The sequence below is a fragment of the uncultured Gulosibacter sp. genome (assembly GCF_963509965.1).
Classification (GTDB): Bacteria; Actinomycetota; Actinomycetes; order Actinomycetales; family Microbacteriaceae; genus Gulosibacter.
On the sequence record NZ_CAUPDE010000021.1, the window covers coordinates 1 to 10,399 of the forward strand.

Consider the following 10,399-nt stretch of genomic DNA (forward strand, 5'->3'; position numbering starts at 1 on the left):
GGGGTGCATGATCCGTTTTGGCGGGTTGTGTGCCCCACCATTTTTTTGTTTCCCAAAAACAACCCCCCGTAGACAACATTAAAACGGTGACAACACCAAAACGGTGACGCTGTTGACCTAGGGGTTATTGCCGACAGGCCGGCGGATTATCCGGGCTGATTAATCATGGCGGTGGCCGCGCGATCAAAATAATCGAGCATTTGCGCGCGCACCATCGGGGGCCACTGCATTGAATCCACTGCGGCGGTCATGTGGCGCAGCCAACGCTCGCGTGCATCGCGATCAATTGGGAAGGGTGCATGACGCATCCGCAACCGCGGGTGTCCGCGCTGTGCCGAATAGGTGGTGGGACCGCCCCAATACTGTCCGAGGAACCGGCTAAGTCGCCAGATGGCGCCCTCGAGATCATCAGGGTCATACATTGGCCACATGACCTCGTCTTGCTGCACCGCCTCATAGAAGCGGCGGGCGAGCGTGTCGAATGCCGCCATGCCGCCGACCTGCTCGTAAACGGTGGGAAGGGCCGCAGCGCCTTGTTCGCCGGTGCGCAGATGGACGGGAAGCGGTTCAGTCATAAGGCCAAGCCTACGCACTCACTCGGCTTCGCGCTGCTGTGCCTGACGATCATCAATTCCGCTGGCGCGCGTAAGGTTCATCCCATTGGGGCCGTTAAAAATCACCGTGTTCATGGGAGGTAGCGAAATACCCTCGGCCTTGAATGCATCCTGGATGCGGGCGCGAAGTTCACGCTCAACGCTCCAGCGTTCGCCCGGCAGCGTCTTTGCCGCGAGGCGAACAATGACAGCTTCAGCCGAGAGCGTCTGCAAACCCCAAATACTGGGTTTTTCAATGATGTGTTCGGCCCATTCGGGGTCGTTATAGAGCGCCTCGGCAGCTTCGGCCATCACTTTTTGGGCGCGGTCGCGATCAACGGTGTAGGGCACCGCAAGGTCAATGATGGCGCGGTTCCAGCCCTGGGAATTATTGCCGACGCGCTGAATTTCGCCGTTGCGGATGTACCAGAGCTGGCCCCACAGGTCGCGCACCTGGGTTACGCGCACGCCCACTGCTTCAACGATGCCGATTGCATATTCCATATCGACCTCGTCGCCGACGCCCAGCTGGTCTTCGATAACCATGAACAGGCCGTTGAGCACATCGCCAACGATTTTTTGGGCACCGAAACCGAGCCCGGCACCCACTGCCGCCGAGAGCACCGTGAGCGAAGCCAAAAACGACGGGTTAATAATCGTGACCACCCACATCACGGTGATCACGAAGATCAGCACCGCAACGATGTTTTCGAGCACCTGACCGATAGTGCGTGCGCGCTGCACGGTGCGCACCGACTCGAGTGGCGAACGCAGCGCCAGCATCTGAGTGTCGTTGACGCCACGCTTTTTTTTGACCCCGGAGACGATCTTGCCCACGGTTCGACGAATGATGATTTTCGCGAGTCGGTTGACCAGCCAGGCGCCGAGGATGACTAGCACAATGGCAATGAGGTCTGAGAATGGGCCGAGGAATTCAATAACGGAGTCAAAAAAGTTTTGCATTTGCAGCCGATCATACGAGTGCTTCCCGAGTGCTGGCAGCAAACAGCTGAGCATCACCACAACGCGGCGGCTGCACAGCTAAAAAATCGGGGCTGGACGCTGCCTTAGCGGCAGCACCCAGCCCCGATGGCTATGGCTGACTACTCGACGTCGGCAGCCTGCACGCGGAGCGCGCGCTGGGCGCTGTCGAGGTCTTCGGCGATGAGGCGACGCAGCGGTGCCGGTGCATCCTCATTGTTTGCCAGCCACTCGGTAGCGAGCGCGACGACCCGCTCGGTGTCGACCAGCCCGGGGAAAAAGCCGTCGACCAGGTATTCGGCGATGTGGTACGAACGGCTCGACCAGATCTGTCGCAGTTCGGCGAAATACGTGTCGACAAACGGCGTCAGCAGCGAATGATCGCGGGTAGTCCAGAACCCTGCGGCGGCGGCACGAACGATGTCGTTCGTGGCGCCCGCAGTGGCCCACACCGAATCCCAGGCCGCACGCTTCGCTTCGGCAGTCGGGATTGCGGCACGGGCGTGCGCGGCAGAACGCTTACCATCCGAGGTGGCATCCGCGGCATACCGCGCCGCAATCTCGGGCTCACCTGCCCGACCACCGGCGACCAGCGCATACAGCAGCTGCCAGCCGAGATCGGTGTCAATGTCGAGACCCGGAAGCTTCACGCTTTCGTCGTAAAGATCGGCAACAACCTGGAGCTGCTCGTCAGTGGTGGCGAACTGTGCGAACGTTTGCACAAAACCAAACTGCGCATCCGAACCAGGCTCGGCAGCCTGCGCGAGTGACCAGAACGCATCCGCAACCTCGATTCGGCGCTGCTCGCGGCGCTCGGGGCGCGAATACCGGTCAACCGAGCCGAGCAGCTGCGACTGCAGCATCCGACGCGTGGTCGATTCGGTTTCGCTGCCGATATGTGCCAGCACGGTCTCGATGAACTGCTGCACCGGCACCTCGCCATCGCGGGTTGCATCCCACAGGCTGCCGAGGGTGAGGGCGCGGGCCAACGGGTCGACAATTTCGCCCGCGTGGTCGTGCACGGTGCGCAGCGACTGCTCGTCGAGCCGGATCTTGGCGTAGGCGAAGTCGTCATCGTTGATGAGCACAAGATCGCCCCGGTGCTGGCCGACAAGCTCTGGCACCTCGGTGCGCTCGCCGTTCACATCAAGTTCGACCCGGTGGGTGCGGACGATGCCCTCGTCAGTGCGGTTATAGACACCAACCGCGAGGCGGTGCGGGCGAATAGTGGGGTGGGCGTCGGGAGCCGACTGCAGGATGGCGAACGACGTGAACTTGCCGTCTGCATCCAGTTCAAACTCGGGGCGCAGCGTGTTCACGCCGGCGGTTTCCAGCCACAGTTTCGACCACTCGCGCAGATCGCGACCCGAAGCGGCCTCGAGCTCAACCAGCAGGTCGTTGAGCACCGTGTTGCCATAGGCGTGTTTGTTGAAGTAGGCATTAACACCCTTGAAGAACGCTTCGCGCCCCACCCAGAAGAACAGCTGCTTGAGCACCGAACCGCCCTTGGCGTAGGTGATGCCGTCAAAGTTCACCAGCACATCGTCAAGGTCACGAATTTCGGCGACGATCGGGTGGGTTGACGGCAGCTGATCCTCTCGTACCGCCCAGGTTTTTTCACTGGCGAGGAAGGTTACCCAGTCGTTTTCCCATTCGGTAGCTTCGGCGGTTGCGAGCGTCGAAATGAACTCGGCGAACGACTCGTTCAGCCACAGGTCGTTCCACCACTTCATGGTGACCAGGTTGCCGAACCACATGTGGGCCAGTTCGTGCAGGATGGTCACCACGCGGCGCTCACGGATGGCGTCGCTCACCCGCGAACGGAAAACATAGGTTTCGGTGAAGGTGACGCAGCCGATATTTTCCATCGCACCCATGTTGTATTCGGGCACGAACAGCTGGTCGTATTTGTCGAAGGGGTAGGGGACGCCGAAGTTGCGTTCGAAATATTCGAAGCCCTGTTTGGTGGTGGTGAAAATATTGTCGGCGTCCATGTGCTCGGCGAGTGATTTACGGCAGTACACCCCCAGCGGGATGGTGCGGCCGCTTGCCGAAACGAGTTCGTCATGCCACGAGACATACGGGCCGGCGACGAGTGCCGTGATGTAGGTCGACATCTTTGGGGTCTGGCCAAAATGCCACACGGCCTTGCCATCGCCGAGCGGTTCGGGCTCGGGGGTGGGCTGGTTCGAAATCACGGCCCAGTTTTCGGGCGCCGTCACGTGGAAGGTGAACACGGCCTTGAGGTCGGGCTGTTCAAAGCAGGGGTACATGCGGCGAGCATCGGGCACCTCAAACTGCGAGTAGAGGTACACCTCGCCATCGGCGGGATCAACCGCGCGATGTAGGCCCTCACCGGTGTTCATGTAGCGCATATCGGCTTCGACGATGAGCTCGTTTTTGGCCGCCAGATTCGGCAGCGTGATGCGCACACCGTCGGCAACTTCTGCGGGATCGAGGTCGACGCCGTTCAGTTTCACTGCGTGAACGGTGTCGGTGATGGCGTCAATAAAAGTGGTGGCGCCTTCTGTGCCGGTGAACTCTACGCGAGTTACGGTGCGGAAGGTTTCGGGAGAGGTCGTCAGGTCGATCGACACGTCGTAGCTGGTGGCATCGACGAGGTCGCGACGTTCGACGGCTTCGATGCGAGTGAGGTTTTCTCCGGGCACGAATACATCCTGTCGTTTCGGTTTGGCGTCATTTACGCTCTTGGTCGGGCTTGAGCCTACCGCTGTCTGGGTGTGCAACGGGGTGGTAATCGATGAATAATGCCAATGAGCCGCACATGTTTTCACGACTGCGACCGCGTAGTGTGAATCAAATTGAATGCACGACGCGGATGGGGTGAGTTATGCAGCAGCGACCGTTACGTCGCCTGTGGGGGCTTATGAAGCCCTATCGCATCCGCCTCATTTTTGGCGTTGTAGTGTCGATTCTTTCGTGGGTGGCGGCGCTGGCGATGCCGCAGGTGCTCTCGCATCTGGTGAACGAGGTGTTCACCGTCAACGCCGGTGTCACCGTTGTGCTTATGGCCGCGCTCGTGGTGGTGGGGCTAGCCCTCATCGAATCGGGGCTGTTGTTTGTGCGCCGGATGCTGTCGGTTGACCCCTCGGCACGCATCGAATACGGGATGCGCACACGGCTATTTAGTCATCTGCAGCGGTTGCCGCTCGCCTTTCACGATTGCTGGGAGTCGGGCCAGCTGCTTTCGCGGGCGATGACCGACCTCGGCGAGATTCGGCGGTTTGTTGCCTTCGGCGGCATCATGCTCATCACCGATATGTTCACGCTCACTATCGGCATGGTGCTGATGGTGCGCTCGCACTGGCTGCTCGCGGTCATCTATTTTGCGGCCGCGCTGCCGATCATGTTTTACACCGCGTGGTTCGCGGGCAAATATCGACAGCTTGCGCGCCGGGGGCAGGATGCCAGCGGCGATTTGGCCACCAATGTTGAGCAATCGGTGCACGGTATTCGCGTGCTCAAAGCCTTCGGCCGCGGCGACTATGCGCTTGGGCGCTATGAGCGCCACGCCGACCGGGTGCGTGCGATCGGGGTGCGCCAGACCGACCTCATTGCCAACTTTGATGCGGTGGTGCGGATGCTGCCCGAGATCGCGCTCGGCACGGCCCTGCTACTCGGGCTGCACCTTATTGCCAATGGCGATATGAATGTCGGTGAGCTGTCGGCGTTTTTTGCCACCGCGATGATTCTCAACGGTCCGGTCACCATGATCGGTCAAATGTTTGGTGCCGCAGCCTCCACCGCCTCGGCGCTGCAACGGCATTTCGAAGTGATTGACGCGCCCCGCACGATCACGAGCCCAGAGCATCCCGATGATTTTGCTGCCGCATCCGCGCGCGGTGAACTTGAACTGCGCGGAGTGAGTTTCGCCTACCCCGATCGGCCCGACGACACGCTGCTGCACGAGGTGCAGCTCACCGTGCGGCCGGGCGAGACAATGGCGCTGGTTGGCGTCACCGGCGCCGGCAAATCGACGCTGCTGCAATTGGTGCCGCGGCTGTATGACGTCACCGCGGGCGCGGTGCTGATCGACGGCCACGATGTGCGTGACCTTGACCTCGCCGAGCTGCGCGCCACGACAGCGGTGGCGTTTGAAGAAGCCACCCTGTTCTCGGGAAGTGTGCGAGAAAACGTGCTGTTGGGAGCCGACCGCGCCCTCGGGCTGGATCGGCCACTCACTGATGCTGATCGAAAAAGTGACGCGGCCAACAGATTGCTTGATCTCGCTCTCGAAACTGCCGACGCCGGTTTCGCCTATGACCTTCCTGAAGGTGTCGATACCCGCATCGGTGAGCAGGGGCTGTCACTTTCGGGCGGACAGCGACAGCGCATCGCGCTCGCGCGCGCGATTGCCGCGAAACCTCGGCTGCTGCTACTTGACGACCCGCTCTCGGCACTCGACACGGCAACTGAAGAACGAGTCACCGCCCGGCTGCGTGAAGTGCTGCGAGGCACCACCACGCTCGTGGTCGCGCACCGCTCATCCACGGTAGCGCTCGCCGACCGGGTGGCGCTGCTCGAAAATGGTCGGGTCACGGCTGTCGGCACGCACAGTGAACTCATGACCACTCTCCCCGAATACCGGTCGATCATGGCCGACCCTGCCGCCAGCGCCGCAGCTGCGGGAGGTGACCACGAATGACCACACAACAGGCCGAAGCCGACCACGACCTCGACCCGATTGCAGCGGGCAGCGATCGTGAAAAACGAGAGCGGATGTGGCAGCTTTTGGGTGAGCTGCTGCGCCCGGCACGTGGCGCGTTTTTCGCCGTTGGCGTGTTCATCATCATCTATCAGCTCGCCGTGGTTGCCGGCCCCGCAGTTATCGCGTGGGGTATTGACGTTGCGCTACCGGCCCTACAGGCTGGCGATTCGGGCCCGGCCTGGACCGCGGGCATCGGCTACCTGGGCCTCGCAGTGGTGGGCTCGAGCGCCATCTTCGCGTACCTGCGCCTGTCAGCCCGCGTTGCCGAGCGGGTGCTCTACAACCTGCGGCTGCGCATCTTCCGACACAGCCAGCAGCTCGATCTCGGGTTTCATGAGAGCTATACCAGCGGCCGCGTCATCTCGCGTCAAACCAACGACACCGAGTCGCTGAGCGAACCGCTCGAGTTCGGCCTCGAAGCAATAATCGGTGCCCCGGCGCGGATGATTGTGATCGCCGTGTCGATCATCCTGATGGACTGGCTCACCGGGCTCGTGATGCTCGTGATGCTCGTGCCGGGATATTTCCTCTCGACCTGGTTTCAGCGCCGCTCGTCGGTGGAATACCGAAATATGCGCACCCACTCGGCACGGCTCACCGTCGAGTTTGTCGAGACGTTCACCGGCATCCGCGCGGTGCAGGCCTATCGCCGCGAGCCTGCAAACGATGCACGCTACGCCGACCTCAGCGGCGACTACCGCACGGCACTCCTGCGTTCGATCATGGTGTTTGGTATCTACCAGCCGGCACTCAAGCTGCTCGGCAACCTCACGATCGCGGTGGTGATCGCAGTCGGTGGCCTGCGCGTTGTCGGCGGCAATCTCGAAGTGGGTGTGCTGCTGGCGCTCGTGCTGTATACGCGCTGGTTCTTCGTACCGATCGACACGCTCGCGGGCTTCTACAACCAGATCCAGTCGGCCGCTTCGGCACTCGAGAAAATTTCGGCGTTCCTCTCGGTAAACCCAGCGGTGACCGAACCGCAAAACCCGAAACCGCTTCCTGCTGGGCGCGGCACCATCGACCTGGATGCGGTGAGCTTCGGATATCGAGACGGTCAAGATGTGTTGCCACACGTTGACCTCCACATTCCCGCTGGGCAGACCGTGGCGATTGTGGGGCGCACCGGCGCCGGTAAATCAACAATTGCGAAGCTCATCGCGCGCTTCTATGACGTCTCTTCCGGAAGCATCCGAATTGATGGCGTCGACCTGCGTGAACTGTCCGACCAGTCGCTCCGACAGGCGGTCGCGATGGTCACCCAGGAGTCGTATCTGTTCTCGGGGACGGTTGCCGACAATATTGCGATTGGCAACCCGGATGCATCCCGCGCCGAAATTGAAGCTGCAGCCAAAGCAATCGGTGCCGACGAGTTCATTCGCCAGCTACCCGACGGTTACGACACCGATGTGCTCTCGCGCGGCGGCCGACTGGCGGCCGGGCAGCAGCAGCTGGTGTCATTCGCGCGCGCGTTCCTCGCCGACCCGCGCGTACTGATTCTCGACGAGGCTACCAGCTCGCTCGATCTACCAAGTGAGCGTGCCGTACAGCACGGGCTCGAACAGCTGCTCGGCGACCGCACCGCGATCATCATCGCCCACCGGCTGGCAACTGTGATGAACGCCGACCGCGTGCTGGTGGTGCACGACGGTGCCGTAGTTGAAGATGGCACACCGGCCGAACTCATCGCCACCGGCGGACGTTTTGCGAACCTGCACCGCGCCTGGCAAGACTCACTCTAAACGCGGCCCCTGCCCGCCACGCCTCACCCGACACCCTGCAAACCCTCACACAGGAGCGGCTACGCTGGCAGCATGACTTCGAATGCGACGATCGAGTTCTGGTTTGATCCGGTATGTCCGTGGGCGTGGATGACCTCGCGTTGGATTGACGAGGTGCACCGCCTCCGTCCCGAAACGAACGTGACCTGGCGGGTGATGTCGCTCGCGATCCTCAACGAGGGCCGCGACAACATCCACGCCGAATCGCATCAACGGATGCTGCTTACCTGCAAGGTGGCAGCCGGTGTCGCCGCCGAGCTCGGTAACGACCGGGTGAAAGCCCTCTACGACGCACTCGGCACGCGCATCCACGTTGGTGAACGCCGCGACGACGAGGTGCTGGTCGAGTCGATTGCCGAAGCACAGGTACCAGCCGAGTTCATCGCACGCGCACAGGCGGGCGAGTTTGACGAACTGCTCAACACCTCGCACCGGTCGGGAATCGACCTTGTGGGTGAAGACGTCGGCACCCCAATTATCGCGGTCAACGGTGTTGCGTTCTTCGGCCCCGTCATCTCGCCGGCACCCAAGGGCGATATGGCACTGCAACTATTCGATGGCGTTGTAGCCGCAGCCGGCTACGACGGCTTCTTCGAACTCAAGCGCTCGCGGACGCGCGGTCCGCAGTTCGACTGATGCGCATCCACGTCGCGACCGACCACGCCGGTCTCGAGTTTTCGCGACAGCTTCAAGCACACCTGCGGGAAGCGGGCCACGAGGTCATCGACCACGGCCCGCAAGCATACGACCCCGTTGACGACTATCCGTCGTTCTGCATCGATGCCGCACAGGCAGTCGCTAACGACTGGGCTGCCGGCGAGTTCTCGCTCGGCGTGGTGTTTGGCGGTTCGGGAAATGGCGAACAGATCGCCGCGAACAAGGTGGCCGGTGTGCGTGCCGCACTCGTGTGGAGCGAAGTCACCGCACAGCTGGCCCGCGAACACAACAACGCCAATGTCATCTCGATCGGTGCCCGCCAACACACGCTCGAAGAAGCAATCGGTTTCATCGACACCTTCATCACTGAACCGTTTCCCGGCGATGAACGACATGTGCGCCGTATCGGACAGTTGCGAGAATACGAACGCACCGGATCGATCGCGGAGAAAACCACGGTGGCGGCGACCAGCGCCGATATTCCCGCGGTGCTCGACGCTGCGCCCGAAGCCTAAGCCCGAAGGATCACCGTGCCTGAGGGCCATTCTGTACACCGCATCGCCAATCAGCTCCGCGCCACTTTTGCTGGCCGGCGCATCACCGCATCTAGCCCGCAGGGGCGATTCGCCGACGGCGCCGCACGCATCAACGGCAGTGTGCTCACCGATTGTTTCGCGGTGGGGAAACAGATGTTTGCCGCGTTCGATAACGGACTGTGGCTGCGTGTGCACCTCGGTATCTACGGTGCCTGGGATTTTTGGGGTGAGGTCACCGCGGTCGATTATTCGGCGGGTGTACCCTCGGTGACGCTGCCCGGTGCCGAACCGATCGCTGCCGCGGCACCGCTCATTGAACATGCCGGCGACAGCGGCCGGATCGGTCAGACCGGTGAATATGCGGCAGCGGGGCGGATGCACACGGTCGCGCAGATCGTCGACGCCGACGGCGAAGACTCAGCCCTATCGATTGGCGCGCCGCGGCGTCGACGGATGGCCGAACACGACACCGAACTGGCCACGAGCGACCAGTGGCCACCAGAGATCGTGGGCACTGTGCGGCTGCGGCTGCTCACCGACCGATCCTGTGCCGACCTGCGGGGCCCAACCGTTTGTGAACTGCTCGATGGCGCCGGTGTGGAACGCGTACTCGACCGACTCGGCCCTGACCCACTCGTGGGCGATCCCAACGTGGGTGAAGAACGATTCGTAGAGAATGCTGTGCGCCGCCGAGTGGCAATCGGGCAGCTGCTCATGGACCAGGCCGTGGTGGCGGGTATCGGCAATATATACCGAGCCGAAATCCTGTTCCGCGCCGCAATCGACCCCCATATCCCGGGCAATGAGGTACCTGAAGCCAAACTGCGCGAAATATGGCGCGACTGGACACGGCTGCTGCCAGACGGTGTTCGTGTGGGGCGCATGATGACCATTGATGGGCTCACCGGAGAGGCATGGGAGCTCGCGCTCGCGGATGTGGCCCATCGGCACTGGGTGTATGGCCGTGCGGGCGAGCCATGCCGTCGCTGCGGTGTCAATGTGCAGGTGGAGCTTATGCAGGGGCGCAAGCTCTACTGGTGCCCCGGTTGCCAGCGCTAGCTGTTATGTCCCGTGAGGTTGTGAATGACTTGCGCGGGAGTTAGGCCGCCCAGTGCGGTGTGGGGT

General features: G+C 62.0%; 8 protein-coding genes. 5 read left to right on the top strand and 3 right to left on the bottom strand.

Features of this window, described 5'->3' with window-relative positions:
• Nucleotides 1–146: 146 nt before the first annotated feature.
• The 3 genes from RQ865_RS09735 to pepN form a co-directional block, all read right to left on the bottom strand.
• Nucleotides 147–575: a globin gene (locus RQ865_RS09735; RefSeq protein WP_201517782.1), complete on the bottom strand. Its 429-nt coding sequence runs from the start codon at nt 573–575 to the stop codon at nt 147–149.
• 18 nt (nt 576–593) lie between these two features.
• The gene (locus RQ865_RS09740; protein ID WP_201517781.1) at nt 594–1,556 is read right to left on the bottom strand and encodes a mechanosensitive ion channel family protein; all 963 of its coding nucleotides are present in this window, start codon (nt 1,554–1,556) and stop codon (nt 594–596) included.
• Between the two features lie 140 nt (nt 1,557–1,696).
• Nucleotides 1,697–4,243 (bottom strand): aminopeptidase N, encoded by a 2,547-nt coding sequence (pepN, locus tag RQ865_RS09745; RefSeq protein WP_311479186.1) that lies wholly within the window; start codon nt 4,241–4,243, stop codon nt 1,697–1,699.
• 182 nt (nt 4,244–4,425) lie between these two features.
• Here pepN and RQ865_RS09750 point away from each other — a divergent pair, with 182 nt between their 5' ends.
• The 5 genes from RQ865_RS09750 to RQ865_RS09770 all read left to right on the top strand — a co-directional run bounded on the left by RQ865_RS09750 (nt 4,426) and on the right by RQ865_RS09770 (nt 10,333).
• On the top strand, nt 4,426–6,240 hold the full coding sequence (locus RQ865_RS09750) for an ABC transporter ATP-binding protein (protein WP_311479188.1): 1,815 nt from the start codon (nt 4,426–4,428) through the stop codon (nt 6,238–6,240).
• Nucleotides 6,237–8,042 carry an ABC transporter ATP-binding protein gene (locus RQ865_RS09755; RefSeq protein WP_311479190.1) on the top strand — a complete coding sequence of 602 codons (1,806 nt, stop codon included), beginning with the start codon at nt 6,237–6,239 and terminating at the stop codon, nt 8,040–8,042. The genes RQ865_RS09750 and RQ865_RS09755 overlap by 4 nt, the downstream gene beginning before the upstream one ends.
• Before the next feature lie 72 nt (nt 8,043–8,114).
• Complete coding sequence (locus RQ865_RS09760; RefSeq protein WP_311479192.1) at nt 8,115–8,717, top strand: DsbA family protein; 603 nt, start codon at nt 8,115–8,117, stop codon at nt 8,715–8,717.
• Nucleotides 8,717–9,253: a ribose-5-phosphate isomerase gene (locus tag RQ865_RS09765; RefSeq protein ID WP_311479194.1), complete on the top strand. Its 537-nt coding sequence runs from the start codon at nt 8,717–8,719 to the stop codon at nt 9,251–9,253. The genes RQ865_RS09760 and RQ865_RS09765 overlap by 1 nt, the downstream gene beginning before the upstream one ends.
• Before the next feature lie 15 nt (nt 9,254–9,268).
• The gene (locus tag RQ865_RS09770) at nt 9,269–10,333 is read left to right on the top strand and encodes a DNA-formamidopyrimidine glycosylase family protein (RefSeq protein WP_311479195.1); all 1,065 of its coding nucleotides are present in this window, start codon (nt 9,269–9,271) and stop codon (nt 10,331–10,333) included.
• Nucleotides 10,334–10,399: the final 66 nt, after the last annotated feature.